Source organism: Nitrospira sp. Vd2, assembly GCF_979581665.1.
Genome location: NZ_CEFZSK010000033.1, coordinates 142,955 through 159,680, shown reverse-complemented (window position 1 = coordinate 159,680; position 16,726 = coordinate 142,955). Strand labels below are relative to the sequence as shown.

Sequence of the window (16,726 nt, the reverse complement as noted above, 5' to 3'; positions counted from 1 at the left end):
ACTCCATGGAAAAAGATGCGATGTTGCTGGCCGGCACGCTAGCCGGTTTTATCGCCGCCATCCTCTCGATCCTTGAAAAGCTGCTGGATCTCAAGGAGCGGTTCCGTCCGAATGAGCAGGAAGAAGAGACGCAGCCGTCGGCTCCTGCCGTGCGGGCGGCCCCCCGGCCGCGATCCATCCCGGCGTGGAAGCTCCTCCAGTGCTCTTCGTACTTATTATGGTACGAGCTGGCCGTCATCGTCGGCGCCGGCGTGGTCCTCAATTATCTGGGGCTCCTCCTGAGCCTGCGGTTGCAAAGCATTCTGTATTTGGACATGATTGGGACGGCACTCTCGGCGCTCCTGTTGGGTCCTTGGTGGGGCGCTCTGGTGGCGTTACTGTCGAGCGCGCTCGTCAACTGGCTGCTGTATCCGGAGCCGGGGGCCGATGTCGTCATCTTCCCGTGGGTTCTCGTCAACATGACGGGCGCGTTCTGCTGGGGTCTGATGGCCCGGCGGCCGATGTTTCGCAAATATGTGAAGAGCCCGCGTGCCTCGGCGGTGGCGCATGCGAGCTACCTCGTGGCGTTCGGCGTGCTGGCGGCCTGCGTGATGGCCGTCCCGGGTGCCGTCATTCAATCCGCCCTCGACGAGCCGAGTGTCTTTGCCTTGGATGCCGATGTCGCGCAAGCGATCCAGGGACTGATCGAGCAATGGCAGGAGGCGTTTGAGGATCAGGTGGACAACCTCTTCGGGATCGCGGCTGGCGGGAGTGTGGCATGGGCGCTCTTCAATTGGATTCAAAACTGTATCCGATACATTCCGGATAAGACGATCAGCGTGGCGATTGCGCTGACCCTCGTGAAATATGCGTTCCCCTTGTTCGAGCGCGAGTTGCTGCACGGACAAGGGAAGCACCGGCTGCGCGATACGGTGGCCGCGCCGTTGGTCCTTGCGGCGATGTACCTGCCCGTGTATCTCGCGCTGGTTCTGGCCAACGACCGGCTGGCTTCCTATTGGCCATTGTGGTCCGTCCCGTGGATCGTCATGCTCGGCGGATTGCTGGTGCTCGGTCGACGGGGCCCCAGCGATCAAGCGACTCACGCCGCCGGTCTCGCGCGGGCCGAGCGGTACGGTCAAGCCCTGAAGCCGGCCCGTCGGGAGCCCGCGCACGAATTCGGCCAGAGGCTCACGATCGCCACCTTGATTGCGAGTGTTCTCTTCGCGCTGGCACTGCCACTGGTCCTGACGGATTTCTATCAAGCGGCGTTCAACTTTTTCTGCGTCGTCTATGGTTTTCTTATCGCCGTGTTCCTCGTACGGGTCTCGATTTCGCAGAATATCTCGATGGCGCGAGCGGAGAAATAATGGAGCGTGAACGGCTTGGGAATGTTCGAGGTTCGACGTTCGACGTTCGAGGCGACGCGAGATTCCTCCCGCTGACCCGGGGGGCCATACTTGTGCTCGCGCTGGCGTCGTGGTTCTGCGTCGACTCCGTGCGTGCCGCAGGCGTGATCCGCGAAGGCCCGCGATCCTGCCGCTCGATCGCGCTGACCTTCGACCTGTGTCCCGTCCGCGAAGGGCCGGGCTATGATACCGAGCTCATCCGGACCCTGGTGGAGAAGCACATTCCCGCCACGTTCTTTCTCTCCGGTCGCTGGATGGCAAAACATGACGAGCAGGTGCGGGACCTGTTGACGGTCCCGTTTTTCGAGGTGGGGACGCACGGGCACGTGCACGCGCATCTGCCTGAGCTCAATGAGGGGCATCAACAGCACGAGATCGAGGAGGCGGTCGAGCTTCTCAGCACACGGTACCACCGCGCCGCTCCGCTGTTTCGGCCGCCGTATGGCGAGTACAATGAGACGACCGTGAAGATCGTCGACGCCCTGGGCCTTCGGTTCATTCTCTGGAGCATCGTGTCAGGAGACCCTGATCCTCAGCTTTCCCGTGAACAGATCGTCGAGCGGGTGATCTCGCGCGCGCGGAACGGCAGCATCGTCGTGATGCACGCGAACGGCAAAGGCCGTCACACGCGGGAGGTGGTGGAGGATCTCTATGCCCGCCTGATTGTGCAGCAACAGTATCGTGCCGTGACCGTGTCCACCCTTCTGGAGGGATGTCCCGTCCCTGGCCACGATGACCGACGCTCCGACCGTTAGGCCGTACCGCGCCGACGACCGAGCGGCCGTCATCGCCATGTTGGCCGATTCCGACCCATGGAAACGCCTAGGCTACCGAGCCGAGCATTGGCAGCGGCTTTTCAATCCCTTTCCGGCCGGCCGCGAAGGGTTTGTGATCGAGCGCGGAGGGCAAGTCCTCGGACTGGCGCTCATCCGGCGACAGTTTCTCTTCGGCGACTACCTCGAACTGCTGGCGGTGGCGCCTGGCGTGCAAGGTCAAGGGTTGGGACGCCGGCTCCTCTCCGCCGTCGAGTCGACGGTCTTCGCGCACTCGAAAAACCTCTTTGCGTGCGTGTCGGACTTCAATGCGGCCGCCCGTGCGTTCTACCGTCGGAACGGCTATGAAGAAGTCGGCCCGATTCACGACCTCTTGATGTCGGGATCCGCCGAAATCCTGCTCCGCAAGGCCACCGGTCCAGCCCGCTCGTCGTGTTAAGATAATCCGCATTACGCCGGTGCAACATCGCTCCTGCTCGAATCATCGCTGAAAGCGGGTGGATCATGCGCGTGACCAAATTGCTGCACACTCGGATGCGGGTCAGTGACATCGAGCAGACGATCAAGTTCTACACCGAGGTCTTGGGACTGGAGGTCGCCGAGCGGAAGACCTCGCCCCGCGGCTCGCATCTCGCGTTTCTCAAAGTGCCCAACAGCGAGGAGTTGATCGAACTGACCAGCTTTCCACCGAGCGGTCCGGTCAAAGTCCAGGAGGACCTGGTCCATCTTGCGTTTCAGGTCGACAATCTTGATGCGACGATTCGTGAGCTGAGCGCGAAGGGTGTGCCGATTACCGATGGGCCGACGCGGACCTCGTCGGGGAGCCGCTTCATCTTTATCGACGCCCCTGATGGCTATGAGATCGAGTTGATCGAGCGGCCGCCCGGCACCGCCATCGTCTAGGGGAGGGTCTAGTGGAAGCCGGCCGGCTCACAAGACACGGCCGGCTCACGATCTCGCCGGCGTGCAGAAGCGTAACGCGCCTTATTCGGCGCGTCGTGGACCTCGCCGGTCGCCCAAGCGTGGCGACACGTCTTCGTCACGCCGGGCGCTTCATCACTCAGCACTCAGCACGTTCACCATGACGCCAGTCCTTCAATCCAAACTTGATCACTTGCCGGATCAGCCCGGGGTCTATTTAATGAAGGACGCCCGCGGCGATCTGCTCTACATCGGCAAGGCGCGCGTGTTGGCCGACCGGGTCCGGTCCTATTTCCAGAAGGGGACCGATCAGACGCCGAAGACGGCCGTGATGGTCGGGCAAATCGCGGATATCGAAACCATCGTCACTCGGTCCGATCTGGAAGCGCTGATCCTGGAAAGCAATTTGATCAAACGGCATCGGCCGCGCTTCAACGTCGTCCTGCGCGACGACAAGCAATACCCCTATCTGAGGCTCCCGATCAAAGAGGACTTTCCGCGCCTCTCGATCGTCCGCCGCGTGCAGAAGGACGGCGCGCTCTACTACGGACCCTATGTCCCGACCGGCGCGATGCGGGAAACGCTCAAGGTGATCCGCAAGGTGTTTCCGCTCGCCACGTGTGAAATAGAAATCGATGGGAACGCGCCTCGCGCCTGCATCGAGTTCGAGATCAAGCGGTGCATGGCCCCGTGCACCGGCAACCAGACGAAACAGGAGTATCACCAGATCGTCAAGCAAGTGCGGATGTTCCTTGAGGGGCGGGACACCGAGCTGCTGGACCAGCTGCGGGCGGAGATGGAGGCCGCGGCCGAGCGCGAGGCGTTCGAGGAGGCCGCCCGACTGCGGGACCGCATTTTCAAGATTGAGCGCATGCTCGAGAAGCAGCGGGTCGCGCAGACGAGCTTTGTGGATCAAGATGTCATCGGCATCGCGCGGCAAGGCAAGGCCGTCGACCTCCAGATGTTGTTCGTGCGCGGGGGCCTGTTGGTGGGGCGCAAGGACTTCTTCTGGCCCGACGGGGCGGACACGTCCGATGAGGAACTGGTCCGGGCCGCGGTCGAGCAGTTCTACAATAAAGACGCGCCGCCGCCCAAGGAACTGTTGATCCCCGTGCCGCTGGACGAAGCGCCGCTCATCGAATCCTGGCTGTCGGAGAAGCGGGGCGAGTCGGTACGGGTGATTGCGCCCGAGCGCGGCGGCAAACACCAGCTCGTCCGTCTCGCCGAAGAGAATGCCGGGGCGGCGGCCGCGGACCATTTGCGGGACGAAGCGATCGATCGCCAGGCCGTCGAGGAATTGAAGCGCTTGTTTCGCCTCGACCGCCTCCCGCGCCGCATCGAGGCTTTCGACATTTCGAACACGATGGGCGATCAATCCGTCGCCTCCATGGTCGTGTGGGAGGAAGGCCAAGCCAAGAAATCGGACTACCGCAAATTCAGGGTCCGAACCGTCGAAGGGGCGAACGACTTCGCGAGCATGCAGGAAGTCGTGCGGCGGCGGTACGGGGACGCTGGCGACCTCCCGTTACCTGATCTGGTGGTGATCGACGGCGGATTGGGCCAGTTGGCAGCGGCGATGGAAGGTCTGAGGCAGGTGGGACGGACGGCACTGCCGGTCGTCGGCCTTGCCAAGGCGCGCGGCGAGAAGGACGAACGCATCTTTCTTCCGGGTCGAAAAAATCCTATCATCCTCCGGCCGGGCTCTCCGTCGACTCACTTGCTGCAACGGATCCGAGACGAAGCGCACCGCTTCGCCATTACCTACCATCGCAAGTTGCGTGGCAAAGCGCTCGTGGCCTCACAGCTCGACACGATCATCGGCGTCGGCGAAATCCGGCGCAACCGGCTGCTCAAGCGGTTCGGCAGCTTGGAGAAGATCGCCGATGCGAGCGACGAGGACTTGCGGCATGCGGGACTCGATGCGAAGACGATCGGGGAACTGCGAAAAACGCTCAGCTCGTCCTGATCTCTTCCGCTCAGCCCGCTCATTTGACCAGCCGTCATCTCAGTGCTATTCCTTACCAAGACGTTCATCACGTTCGCTGATCCTATGGCACACGTTTTGGTCATCGACGATGATAAGTTGATCGGCACGCTGGTCCGTGAAGTGCTCACGCAGCGAGGCCATCAGGTGAGCATTGCCTCGAACGGAGAGCGAGGGCTGGAACTGTTTCGCGAGCATCGCCCCGCGGTCACCGTGCTGGACCTCAGCATGCCGGGCATGAACGGTCTCGAGGTGCTCACGCAGATCAAAGCGTTCGATCCGGTCGCGACCGTGATTGTCCTCACCGGCGCCGGCCTCCACGGACTCGAAGCGGAGGCAAAGTCGCTCGGTGTCATGACCATTCTCTACAAAGGGAGCTCCCTCCAGCTGCTGACCAAAATCCTCGATGAGCTGAGCAAGGTGAGTGAAGGAACGCTTTCACCGCCTGCGTAATCCGTTTTTTCGCTCACATCAAGTCACGAAACGACTCGCTCACACTGTAAGACTGTTGTCGCGTTGTAGTCCGAACTGAACCGCTTGCACGGCGCCGTGCCGGGTATTACGATGCTGCGAGCAAGGAGGGAACCATGAACACTCGTTATCTTCCTTGGGCGCTCGTCGTCAGTGCACTGGTGTTCGGGCTGCTTGGGCCGCCCGTCTGGGCAGACACCAAGGCATCGACGGCACCATCGTCGTCGGCAGGCTCTGCGGTCTCGGGCGAGCCGTTGGACATCAACTCGGTGTCGGAAGAGCAATTGAAAACGCTGCCGGGGATCGGGGACGCCTATGCCAAAAAGATCGTGAAGGGGCGGCCGTATCGCGGGAAGGACGAGTTGGTGAAAAAGAAAATCATTCCGCAGGCAACCTACGAGAAGATCAAGGAGCAGATCATTGCAAAGCAGAAATAAGCCCGAAACCTGTTCGAGGTTCGAGGTTCGAGGTTCGAGGTTCGGCGGAGTATTGGATCGGTGGAAGCGGCTCGCGGTGCTGCCGGTCGCCATGGTGGTGTTGATGGCGGCCGGATGCGGCTATAACGAGATTCAGGCGCTCGATGAGGAGACCAAGGCGGCGTGGAGCGAGGTGATCAATCAATACCAGCGACGCGCCGATCTCATCCCGAACCTGGTCGAGACGGTCAAGGGCTATGCCGCTCATGAGCGGCAGACGCTGGAGTCGGTCACCCAGGCCCGCAGCCAGGTGGCGGGCATCAAGGCGACGCCCGAATTGATCAACGACCCGGAGGCGTTCAAGAAATTCCAGGAGGCACAAGCGCAACTCTCCTCCTCGCTCGCACGGCTTCTGGCCGTGGCCGAAAACTATCCCGATCTCAAAGCGAACGAGAACTTTCGCGACTTGCAAAGTCAATTGGAGGGAACGGAGAATCGCATTGCCGTCGCCCGCAAGCGCTACATCGACAAGGTGGCCGAGTACAACAAGCTCGTCCGGTTCTTTCCGACCAACCTCACCGCGCGGTTTTTGCTGCATGCCGACGTGAAGCCCAATTTCACCGTGCCGGATGAGAAGGCGGTCTCCACGCCCCCCGCCGTCAAATTCTAGTCAGAATGCTGAAAAAGGCCCCCAACTTCGTTCTCGGCTCGAAAAAATCCTCAACGTACCCCAAGAGGGTACGCCTGCGGTTTTTTCTTCGCCTGCGGCCTCGTTGGATGACCTTTTTGAGCATCCTGTGATGATCTCCTCCCTCACCCCACTGCTTCTCATCTCTTCAGCCCTTGCGCTCGAGGTGCCGCCGCTGACGGCGCGGGTGGTGGATCGGGCGCATGTCATCGCACCGGAGATCGCGGGAAAGCTTACGCAGGAACTCGCCGAGCACGAGCGGAAGACGGGGAATCAGATCGCGGTCTTGACGCTGCCGTCCTTGGAGGGCGAGTCGCTGGAGGAATTTTCGCATCGCGTGGCGACGACCTGGAAGCTCGGCAAGAAGGGTGTCGACAACGGCGTACTGCTGCTCGTCGTGCCGGGCGACCGACGCGTTCGTATCGAAGTCGGCTATGGGCTCGAAGGCGTCCTCACGGACGCCGTCAGTTCGCGGATCATCCGACATGCGATCATCCCGGCGTTTCGCGCGGGCGATGTTTCCGCCGGAGTGGCCGCCGGTGTCCGAGCGATCATCGAGACACTCGAGCGCGGCGCGCCGCCCGGGGAATCCAGCCACCGAGACGCGACCGAGGAAGGTGATGCGTCGCACCTGTTCATCATGGCCGTGCTCCTCGGCGCGCTGATTGGCGGCGTGCTGCTCGGCGGGCAGTTGAAGGCCTTGGGGAGTGCGCTTAGCGGCCTCATCTCGTTTTTCATCGCCCTGCCCACCGGCGTGATGCTTGCCCTCGGCGCCGCTGCACTCGCGATGGTGGCCGCGTTCGTCCTCTCGGTCATCTTGTCAGCGGGAGGTGGAGGTCCACGGGGGCGCCGGTGGCGCGGAGAGGACTTCGGTCCGGTGTGGGGTGGAGGATTCGGCGGTGGACTGCCGCCATCCGATTCGTTCGGCGGCGGGGGCGGCGATTTTGGCGGCGGCGGGGCGTCGGGACGATGGTAGAGGCGGCGCGTCTTGGCCTGGTTGTCCTAGTGCTCGCGCACCGCGCACGATCCGAATGTGCTCGGTGGACGCGCGCAGTGACGGACAACCAGGCCAAAACGCGCGTGAATGGCGGGTAAGGAGAAAAGACATAGATAAGGGGCGGCGGTGACAAAGGGCAGGCACGCACACAAAAGCCTAATGCCGCGAATGATAGCAGCCTACCCGCGCTGATTGGCATTCACTGCCGCACCTTCACCCAAGAACGGAGCGGCGTGCGGATTTGATAGGTCGAGAGACAAACGGAATGTTCTCGGAGCAGGATCAGGCGGGGATTCGGGCGGCGGTGGAGGCGGCGGAGCGGCGCACGCGCGGCGAGATTGTCCCGATGGTCGTGCCCCGATCGGCGGTGTATCGCGAGACGCGGCACCTGGCGGGCCTGGTGCTCGCGCTCGTTGCTCTTGCCGGACTCCTTGCTGTGGACGGGCTCAGGTCCAATGCCTTCACGATTCACCGCGGCTGGATCGTTGTTGGCGTGGTCTTCGCCTATGTCCTGGGCCATTGGCTCGGGACGGTGCCCGCCTGCATTCGGCTCTTGACGCCCGACGCGAGAATGGCGATGAAAGTGCGGCTCCGGGCGGAGCGGGCGTTCTTCGAGCACGGGTTGCACAAGACGCGTGAGGGGACCGGCGTCCTGATCTTCGTCTCGTTGCTCGAACGCCGCGTTCAGATTTTGGCTGACCGCGCGCTCGACGAGCGGGTTCCCCCCGGAACCTGGGATGGCGTGGCTCGGCAGCTCGTGCACGGTATCCGAGAGGGGCAAGCCGCTCATGCCTTCGTCAGCGCCATCCATCGCTGTGGTGATCTCCTTGCCGTGCACTTTCCACCACGTCCCGGCTCCAACCCCAACGAACTCCCCGACGACCTAATTCGGGAACGATAGGCTGTTGACATCCGGGCGGCCTTCGTTACAGTAGTAGCGTTTGCATCAAGGAGGCCTCATGTCCAGTGTTTCGCAATCGCACTCTTCGGCGCATTCGAAGACCCATGGCACCGTCGCCACTGTCGAGCCGGCGACGAATGGCAGCTCGATCAGCAAGGTCGAGCAGGCCTTTGAAACGATCGTCTTTGCCAGCCGCTGGATTCAAGCGCCGCTCTATGCCGGACTCATCGTGGCTGAATGTCTCTATGCCTACAAATTCTTGACCGAGCTGTGGGACATGGTGCATGAGATCCGTGACCTGACGGAAACGATCTTCATGCTGGGGGTGCTCTCGCTGATCGACATCACGATGGTCGCCAATTTGCTCACGATGGTCGTGATCGGGGGCTACGCGACGTTCGTGAGCAAGCTCGATCTCGAGGGACACCGCGATCGACCCGATTGGCTGAGCCATGTCGATCCCGGCACGATCAAGGTGAAGCTGGCCGCGTCCCTCATCGGCATTTCCAGCATTCATCTCCTCAAGGCATTCGTGAATATCACCAACGTCGACCCCGAGCACATCAAATGGCAGATCTTCATCCATATGACCTTCCTCGGCTCCGCAATCCTGCTCGCCTGGACCGACAAGATCATGCAGAAGGATCGGAAAACGCACTGAGAACACAGCCGACGCCATGAGGCGCGAGCGGCGTTCGAGTCTCCCGTTCCGACCTGACCTTTCGTCCATCGATGGACCACCCTCGCCGTCGGTGCGCACACCAATCCTCTCCTCTCCGAGTTAGCATCCACGTTTAGATCTGCGAAAAGCATTCCCCCGGCCCTTACTCTCCTCGTCCCGTCCATCCTGAACGTCTCTGCTCACGATGGCGCCGGCGTATCGAAGAGAATACGCGAGTTATCTGGATCGATACGCAGCCGTCTTGTTGGAAAAGGAGCGCGTTCGACTTGAGTGAGGAGAAGGGCCGCTTTGCACGAATAGAGAGTCGGAATGAGTCTTGCTAAACCCTTAGGATCGACTCGCCACACGCGCTGCCTTGTGGTGAGCCGGCATGACTGGAATCCCATGTCTCGTCGCTGCGTGTCGGCACTGACTCAGAGGAGCTCACTGCGACTTCTCCGAAACTAACGAAGGCTGTGATACGTTGGAGTCTCTGTGAGCGACACCCCGTCTTCCTCCTTCGACAAGGACGTCTTCCCCGCCGAACTCCGGTTCTTGAGAAAGAGACGCGAGCGCCGAGGAATCGGCTACAAGGTACTGGACAATGCCTTGCCTCCGCAAACCGGCGGGCGTACCGATAATTCTCTTCCGCCCCAATCCTATCTGGGCCTCGTCGGCCTGGCGCTCTCCGGCGGCGGAATCCGAAGCGCGACGTTCAATCTCGGCATTCTTCAAGCGATGGCGAAGGTGCAGTCTACAATTCCCGCCGAGCCTGATGAGCCGGGAACTGAGCCGAAGACCGAGCTAAAGACTCAGCCGGAGACCGAACGCAGGGACATCCCACGAAGTCTTCTGAGTTATGTCGACTATCTCTCTACGGTCTCGGGGGGAGGCTATATCGGGAGCTGGTTGACGGCATGGATGTTTAGGATGCGCCACACGTTCCTTCCGGACGCGCAGGCACTGGCGCCCGCCGCCGAGGTGGAACGGAGTCTCAACGAGCTGAAAGAGGGACGGGCCAATGGGCCAGAACCGCCTGCCATCGGCCACCTGCGAAGCTACAGCAACTATCTCACGCCGGCGCTGGGCTTCTTCTCACTCGATACATGGGCGGCCATTGCGGTCTATACACGGAACCTCTTCTTGAATGCGCTGATCGTCATCCCAGGCATTGCTGCGTTGATCATGGTGCCGTGGCTTCTTCTTAAAGCGCTCTTCCCCGACGTCCCATGTCCTAAAGCGGCGGCAGCCGCCACCGCTCATTCGCCGGCTATGGCCTGCGTTGCCAACCTCACGCAGTTTTCTAATGACAGCCGATGGTTCCTCGGAGCCATGTTGCTGGTGCCGGTGGCTCTTTGGGCTACATTGACCGGGCTTCAGCGAATGTCACGCAAAGGACACAAGGTCCCATACACATCGCTAGAGCTTAACCTGCTGGTTTGCCTTCCCCTGGCGCTGACCTTTGTCGTCATCACCGGCTTGATCATGCGTCACTATGCAGCCAGCGAAGCGCCCTCCTTGCACCATGTCGATCTGAAGGAGTGGGTGCCTCATGTTGTTTACCCTCCTCGGCCATCGAGCGATCTGGGCCACCAGCCCATGACGGTTCCCCGGTCTTGTTCGGGGCAGGATGATGAGTCCACACAACCTGGTTCAGCGTTTGACTGGTGCCGCGGGGGTCGATGGGCGATCGCGTCCGGGGTGGCGGGATTCCTGGTCACGCTGCTCTTTGAGGTATCGCGCCGAAGTCGGTGGGCGCTTATTTGGATCAGTCCGTTGATTTCTCTTCTAGCAGGCGGACTCGGCGGCTTGGTCTTCTACTTGGTCATCGACATTGGTGTCCGGCATCTCTCGTGGGTCGAAGAACCTTGGCATCTGTTGACATGGCTTCCGTCGCTTGGCGTTCTCATCTTCTTCTTGAGCGCCAGTCTTTGGATTGCCGGACGCGCGCGTCTCGACACAGAGCTGCACCGCGAATGGCTTGCCGCGAAGGGAGGCATGCTCTTGACGTATGCCGTCTTCTGGTCCGGCCTCTTGGCGGTGTCCTTCTATGGTCCTGCCGCATGGCTCGCGCTATCCGAGTTCACCACGGCGAAGTGGAGCGTGATTGCGGGATGGATCTTTAGCCTGATTTCGGCAGGCCTGCTGGGCAAGAGTCCGGAGACAGGAAGCCCCAGGTCCCAGTCATGGTTGGAACTTGCGACGAGAATCTTGCCGGCTCTGGCGCTGCTGGGGTTGCTCATCTTTATTGCCACCGTCTCCAAGCAGATCGTCGAATACGCGTCCGGCGTCCCCACTCCTCCATCCGTGGAGTTCAGGCGCGTGCAAGACGTCCACGTCGTGGAGAAAAGTGTCCACATCGCGATCAACGTGGAGGAGGGGCAACGCACGGCAACTCCTGCACCGGTCGATCAACCTTACTGGGATGTTCGACGCGTGCAACTGTCGATTCTGTTGATCGTCTTCGTTGTATCTGTGATCGTATCCGTCGCCATGGCCGGCCTCGTCGACGTCAATAAGTTCGATGCATGCGTTCTATCGAAATCGCTTGGTGCGCTGTTACCTGAGGGCGTCGAGGACTAGGCATTCCAAGCCCGACCCGGTCACGCAGTTGGACCCACACGATGAGTTGCCCCTTTCGGCATTGGCCTGTCATGCGTACGAGGGGCCCTACCTCTTGATCAACACCGCGCTGAATTTAACCGAGGTTAGGTCTCCGGAAGCAGTGTCGGGAAAGGCTTCGGCGGAAAAATACGATCGTCAACTGGCGTGGCAGGAGCGGAAAGCGGCCTCGTTCGTCTTGAGTCCTTCGTTTTGCGGCAGTAAGCAAACGGGATATCGTCCGACCGTGGAATTTTGTGACGGCATTCAACTCGGCACGGCTCTCGCCATCTCCGGTGCGGCAATCTCCCCAAATTGGGGCTACCATACCAGTCGGCTCGTCGCGTTCTTTCTAGCGCTGGTGAACTTGCGGTTGGGCTGGTGGGTAGGAAACCCCAAGAGCGTAAAAGGGACCTGGAGGAAATCCGGCCCCCCCGTCGGATTCTGGTACCTGCTTTCAGAGTTGCTAGGGCAAGCGTCGGCGGAAAGCCGGTACGTCTATCTCTCGGACGGCGGGCACTTCGACAATCTGGGGATCTATGAGCTCGTGAAGCGCCGCTGTCTCTACATAGTCTGCTGCGATGCCGCCGCGGATCCGACGAGCGGGTTCGAAGACTTGGGCAATGCGATTCGAAAAATCCGCATTGACTTCGGCATCGATATCGAGATCGATCTGACGCCACTTCGCCGAAAGAACGGGGAGCGGTACACCCAGTGGCATCACGCCATCGGTACGATCCGGTACGATCTTGTCGACGCAGGCACGCCGGTCGGCACGCTGGTCTACATCAAAGCCTCCCTGACCGGGGATGAGCCGGCGGACGTGCTCGAATACGCGACCCGGCACCACGATTTCCCCCACGAGACGACGGTGGATCAGTTCTTTTCAGAATCACAATTCGAATCGTACCGCCAACTCGGGTATCATATCGGGTGGGAAGTCTTCCGGGTGGCGCAAGCGAAGCTTTTATGAGTAGGCCGAGGTGAGGGGCGCCTGTGGATCATACCGCGGACGAATTCTTCCATAAACTGCGATCAGCCTGGATCAGCGTGCCGCCCGGCATTCGTGATTCCTTCTTGCGCGAGAACCAAGCGTTCCTCGATTTGGAACTCGCGCTCCGCGACAAGCCGTCTCTCAGGAAGTATGACGAGGAAATTTATCCCGAACTGGCCAAGCTGTTTCAATGGCCTCTTCCAAGCCAGGAGGGTTCGGCGGATCCGGTTGTCGTGACACACTTCTGCAATCAGCAGCTTCAGGTGATGGAGAACGCGTTCTACGCGCTGAATTTGGCGACGTATCATGCTCACGCCTTGAATCGGGGTTGGATGAATCTCTTCCGGCGCTGGACGAGCACCGAGACACTGAGGCGGGCATGGTCGAATCTCCGAAGTCTCTACAGTGTCGAGTTCGTGCAGTTTGCCGAGTATCAACTCAATTTGCCGCCGGTCGCCGATACGGCGAAGACGATCCTGTATCGCCGCGAGGTCGCTGAGCCTAAAGACGTTGGGAGTACTTTGAACGAACATCTGGGGAAAAAGAAACTCACATTGGAGGCGTTCCCTTCGGGATGGGTGACGCTTTTGACAGAGGCAAAGAACGCCATCGCTCATCGAAGGCCCTGCCGTTTCCCGCCGAGCGGCCTTCAACGAGTGTTCGAGGAATTGACGCAAGAATGGGCCCCAACCAAGTATGAGGAATTTTATGCGCCGTTCCTCAATCCCTGGGTCTTCGCCGTGATTTCGGACCCTGAACTGCCGGCTCCGCAGCACCCGGTCCCATCGGACGCCGCCATTTGGGGAATCGGCGCATTGGCTCCGCATTCGATACCTCAGCCTCCCTCAGCTTCGCATCCGATACCTCACACTCGCTCGCAAAACAAACGGGTCCGTCTGCTGGTCTGGATCAGGCCTTCCTACCGCGGCTCGGGGCTCGGGACGAGATTGCTGGATGCGTTGCTGAATGTATGTTCAGACCAATTGCGGGCGCAACTGCTCGTTCTCCTCCCTCCGCTTCCGCGCGATCGGCCCGGGTATGGCGAAGAGATGGCCGGATGGCTGCGGTTCTACGGTCGCAGAGAGCTTGTGCGTCGGCGATCGCAAGAAGCCGAACGAGTGAGCGGTTGGCAGCAGTTGCCACCCGATGCCTTTTGCCTGACCTTGCCCGACCGCACTCTGACCTCGGATCCGAACGAGCGCGAGTGAGTGGGTGCACTCACTCGCGGTGAACGGCTCTGGTCCTCTAGTTGAATCTCGCATTGGAGGATCGCCCAGTCCCATCCTCATATTGCGTATCCCTCTAGATACGACCTGAATCAATTTCGATACCTTTTATGCTAGTTCAGAGCCTGATCTCTTCTGCTCACACATCGATTCGAGCGTGATTTTCCTCTTGTTTCTTTCGTGCTCGCCGCCATGCCGAGGGGCATGCGTGTTGCGAATGCTGGCATTTCATCTAGGTGACCAACCACAGTGAACCTCCATCCTCGAGAGCGAGGGACCGATGCGGAAACAGGTCACGTTGATGGGACTGGCGGCGGCAGTCTTTCGCGTCATTAATCGGTTTGTTCCCTGGTATAAGCTCCCGTATCGGCCCTGGCCTGCGGTGAGCTTGCGGCTCTGGAACTTGCCGGCGCTCCGCCACGACCTCCGGCGCTGGAATCTCCACGATACCTCCTGCTTGCCAATCCGCGCCCAGCCACCCAATTATCAACCGCCCCCTGGTCCAGTGGGAAAGCCGCTTGCAAATCCGTTCCTTCAACCCGATCCGTTTGATCTCGACGACCTGCATTATCGCCGTGCCGATGGCAGCTACAACGATTTGCACAGTCCGAATATGGGGCGGCTGGCAGCCCGCTATGGCCGTAACTTTCCATTTGAGGACTCCTATCCCACTTATTGGAACGGCGATCAGCAGCGGTTCTGTCCCGTGACGGGGAATAGGGACCTGGAACGGGAACGGCCGACCCCGCGCGAGGTCAGTAACACGCTCATGGTTCGAACGACCTTTCGTCCGGCGGAGTCGCTTAACCTTTTGGCGACCGCCTGGATTCAATTTCAGGTGCATGATTGGGCCCGTCATATCGCGGACCTGTGTCCGGCGAACCGGATTCGCGTTCCGCTCCAGCCTCATGATGATTGGCCGGTGGACCAGCGAGTGGATACGGCGATGACCATTGACCGCACGTATCCTGACGAGACGCGGCCACCCGGGTGCACGGCAGGACCGCCGACGTATCTGGCCGACGGGACATTCTGGTGGGATGGCTCACAAATTTACGGGAGCGATCAGTCAAGACAACGCGAACTGCGATCCGGGCGGGGCGGCAAGCTGGCGCTGGTCGAGGGTGACACCCGTCTCCCCGATAGCCCCGCACCCGTGCAGGGAGTCGATCAAACCGGCTTCATGGGCGGCTGGTGGGCCGGGATCAGCCTCCTGCACACGCTGTTTGCCAGAGAGCACAACGCGATCTGCGACATGTTGATGCAGAGATATCCGTCCTGGGCCGGCGATGATGAACGGCTGTTTCAGACGGCTCGATTGATCAATGCCGCTCTGATGGCCAAGATCCATACCGTGGAGTGGACGCCGGCCATTCTCGGACAGCCGGTGTTAAAAGTCGGCATGAACGCGAACTGGTGGGGCTTGTTCGGCGAGCACATCCGAAAGACATTCGGGCGGGTGACCGAGAGCGAGGCCTTGAGCGGGATCCTCGGCTCCGCCGTCGACCACCATGGCGTGCCATACGCACTCACGGAGGAATTCATTTCGGTCTACCGACTCCATCCGTTGATCCCGGACGATTATCGAATTCACTGTCTCGTCGATGCCGATGAGGCGAGCTACGTCGGTTTCCATGATCTTGAAGGCGTCAGGACGCGCGGAGCGCTCGACCGGTTTGGCGTGGAGAACGTCTTCTATTCGTTCGGGTTGGCGCACCCGGGTGCGATCGCCCTGCACAATTACCCTCAGTCCTTGCGGATGTACCGTCCCCCCGATCAGCCGGAACGGCTCTTCGACGTGGCGACGATCGACGTGCTGCGCGACCGTGAGCGCGGCGTTCCCCGCTATAACCGTTTTCGCGAATTGCTGCGGATGCCTCGCGTGAAGACATTCGACGAGTTGAATTCACAATGGGCGAAGGAAATCGCCGATCTCTACGACAACAACCTCGATCGGGTCGATACGCTGGTCGGTTTGCTCGGCGAAGAACCGCCGGATGGGTTCGGATTCAGCGACACCGCCTTCCGGATCTTCATCGTGATGGCCTCACGGCGATTGAAGAGCGACCGCTTTTTCACCACCGATTACCGGCCTGAAATCTATACGAAGGCCGGCATGGACTGGATCGACGACAACGGCTTCGAGAGCGTCCTGCTGCGGCACTACCCGGCGCTCGGCCCGGCGGTTCACGGACTGGCGAATCCCTTCCAGCCGTGGCGCAATGTGCATGAGGGTGCTCCGGTGTAGGTCCCGGCGGGGGCCGTACTCGTCTGTGGCCTTCTTCGATCAATGGCCGACCACTGGCGGAGGGCGCCAAGAAAGGAATGGCCATGGGACTCCTTCTCGCAAAGGCATGTGCTGCCGTCGGCAAAGCCATCGCTTTGTCAGTGCTCGTGCCGCTGGTGGCTGTCACGCTCTGGCTGCCGGCGGGCGTCATCATGTGGCTGCCATTGCCCGGTCGAATCAGGGCGCGTGGTCTCTGGGCGCTTCGCCGCGGTCTCTGGAATCTGATCGCTGTGGTGAAGTTCAGAGGCAACAAGCCGGTGAAGATTCCGGTACCCGGCCGAATGAGCTGGTGGCGCTGGATACTGGTGTTCCTCTTCGGTAAGTCGCTGAGGGGCATCAATCGCGTCTCCTTCAATCAGATCTTTCCCGATATTCGCATTTCAGCCATCCAAGTCGCCGGTCACGAGCCCGCCGATGAATG

At 60.6% G+C, this 16,726-nt stretch carries 15 protein-coding genes; all 15 read left to right on the top strand.

Annotation, left to right across the window (positions count from 1 at the left end; all coding sequences use genetic code 11):
• Window positions 1–5: 5 nt before the first annotated feature.
• The 15 genes from AC1U7K_RS12950 (at window position 6) to AC1U7K_RS12880 (ending at window position 16,266) form a co-directional block, all read left to right on the top strand.
• Entirely contained in the window at window positions 6–1,346 is a 1,341-nt protein-coding gene (locus AC1U7K_RS12950; RefSeq protein WP_480251809.1) for a hypothetical protein, read from the top strand.
• The gene (locus tag AC1U7K_RS12945) at window positions 1,346–2,140 is read left to right on the top strand and encodes a polysaccharide deacetylase family protein (RefSeq protein ID WP_480251807.1); all 795 of its coding nucleotides are present in this window, start codon (window positions 1,346–1,348) and stop codon (window positions 2,138–2,140) included. The genes AC1U7K_RS12950 and AC1U7K_RS12945 overlap by 1 nt, the downstream gene beginning before the upstream one ends.
• Entirely contained in the window at window positions 2,118–2,597 is a 480-nt protein-coding gene (locus AC1U7K_RS12940) for an N-acetyltransferase family protein (RefSeq protein ID WP_480251806.1), read from the top strand. The genes AC1U7K_RS12945 and AC1U7K_RS12940 overlap by 23 nt, the downstream gene beginning before the upstream one ends.
• A 65-nt stretch (window positions 2,598–2,662) precedes the next feature.
• Window positions 2,663–3,061 (top strand): VOC family protein, encoded by a 399-nt coding sequence (locus AC1U7K_RS12935; protein WP_480251805.1) that lies wholly within the window; start codon window positions 2,663–2,665, stop codon window positions 3,059–3,061.
• 178 nt (window positions 3,062–3,239) lie between these two features.
• Window positions 3,240–5,045: an excinuclease ABC subunit UvrC gene (gene uvrC, locus AC1U7K_RS12930; RefSeq protein ID WP_480251804.1), complete on the top strand. Its 1,806-nt coding sequence runs from the start codon at window positions 3,240–3,242 to the stop codon at window positions 5,043–5,045.
• Window positions 5,046–5,129: 84 nt separating this feature from the next.
• Window positions 5,130–5,516 (top strand): response regulator, encoded by a 387-nt coding sequence (locus AC1U7K_RS12925; RefSeq protein ID WP_480251802.1) that lies wholly within the window; start codon window positions 5,130–5,132, stop codon window positions 5,514–5,516.
• Window positions 5,517–5,650: 134 nt separating this feature from the next.
• Window positions 5,651–5,971, top strand: coding sequence for a ComEA family DNA-binding protein (locus AC1U7K_RS12920; protein ID WP_480251801.1), 321 nt, complete (start codon window positions 5,651–5,653; stop codon window positions 5,969–5,971).
• Between the two features lie 52 nt (window positions 5,972–6,023).
• Entirely contained in the window at window positions 6,024–6,620 is a 597-nt protein-coding gene (locus AC1U7K_RS12915) for a LemA family protein (RefSeq protein WP_480251800.1), read from the top strand.
• A gap of 130 nt (window positions 6,621–6,750) precedes the next feature.
• Window positions 6,751–7,614, top strand: coding sequence for a TPM domain-containing protein (locus tag AC1U7K_RS12910; protein WP_480251890.1), 864 nt, complete (start codon window positions 6,751–6,753; stop codon window positions 7,612–7,614).
• 286 nt (window positions 7,615–7,900) lie between these two features.
• Window positions 7,901–8,536, top strand: a complete 636-nt coding sequence (locus AC1U7K_RS12905) for a TPM domain-containing protein (RefSeq protein WP_480251799.1) — start codon at window positions 7,901–7,903, stop codon at window positions 8,534–8,536.
• Window positions 8,537–8,594: 58 nt separating this feature from the next.
• On the top strand, window positions 8,595–9,197 hold the full coding sequence (locus AC1U7K_RS12900; protein ID WP_480251798.1) for a TIGR00645 family protein: 603 nt from the start codon (window positions 8,595–8,597) through the stop codon (window positions 9,195–9,197).
• Between the two features lie 663 nt (window positions 9,198–9,860).
• Complete coding sequence (locus AC1U7K_RS12895) at window positions 9,861–11,780, top strand: hypothetical protein (RefSeq protein ID WP_480251889.1); 1,920 nt, start codon at window positions 9,861–9,863, stop codon at window positions 11,778–11,780.
• 28 nt (window positions 11,781–11,808) lie between these two features.
• On the top strand, window positions 11,809–12,771 hold the full coding sequence (locus AC1U7K_RS12890) for a hypothetical protein (protein ID WP_480251797.1): 963 nt from the start codon (window positions 11,809–11,811) through the stop codon (window positions 12,769–12,771).
• A gap of 23 nt (window positions 12,772–12,794) precedes the next feature.
• On the top strand, window positions 12,795–14,000 hold the full coding sequence (locus AC1U7K_RS12885) for a GNAT family N-acetyltransferase (RefSeq protein ID WP_480251796.1): 1,206 nt from the start codon (window positions 12,795–12,797) through the stop codon (window positions 13,998–14,000).
• A 298-nt stretch (window positions 14,001–14,298) separates the two neighbouring features.
• Window positions 14,299–16,266, top strand: a complete 1,968-nt coding sequence (locus AC1U7K_RS12880; RefSeq protein WP_480251795.1) for a peroxidase family protein — start codon at window positions 14,299–14,301, stop codon at window positions 16,264–16,266.
• Window positions 16,267–16,726: the final 460 nt, after the last annotated feature.